The organism is Shewanella sp. K8, assembly GCF_028823715.1.
In the GTDB taxonomy this organism is placed as follows: domain Bacteria; phylum Pseudomonadota; class Gammaproteobacteria; order Enterobacterales; family Shewanellaceae; genus Shewanella; species Shewanella algae.
In genome coordinates this window covers 1-534 of record NZ_JAPEHY010000098.1, presented here as the reverse complement: position 1 = coordinate 534, position 534 = coordinate 1, and the positions used below count along the sequence as shown (strand labels likewise).

1 pseudogene is annotated in these 534 nt (G+C 51.3%); it reads right to left on the bottom strand.

The window, feature by feature from the left end:
* Positions 1–514: pseudogene (locus tag ON072_RS21075) on the bottom strand (transposase); the annotation flags it as partial.
* Positions 515–534: the final 20 nt, after the last annotated feature.

Below are 534 nucleotides of genomic sequence, written 5' to 3'. Positions count from 1 at the left end.
AGCCGATAGGTTCGTTTGCGGTTTTTGACCCAGCCTTCACCCCTGAGCAAACCATGCAGCATCAGATACCCATAGCGAGGATATTGCGTCGCCAGCGCCTTCAGTCGCTGTCTGAGCCCATTGTCTGGCTTTTTCCTGGGTTGATAGCGAAATGCAGTCCGGCTAAGCCCAGCCAACTGACAGGCCACTCGCTCACTGAGGCTGAATCCCTCAATCAGGTGTTGAACAACAGGCTTTTTGGCCGCTGGCGTTACCACTTTTTTGACAGCACATCCTTCATTGCTTCGACTTCCAGCATCTTGTCAGCTAACATCTTTTTGAGCTTGTTGTTCTCCGCTTCCAACTCCCTCAGCCGCTTCGCTTCGTTCACTTCCAGCCCGGCATACTTGCTGCGCCAGTTATAGAAAGTGCCCGTGGATATGCCCATTTCACGGCAAATGTCATCGACTTTTGCCCCTGCCTCATGCTGTTTGATGGCCTTGATGATTTGTTCTTCGGTGTAACGTTTCTTCATGTTGAGATCTCCATTGGCTC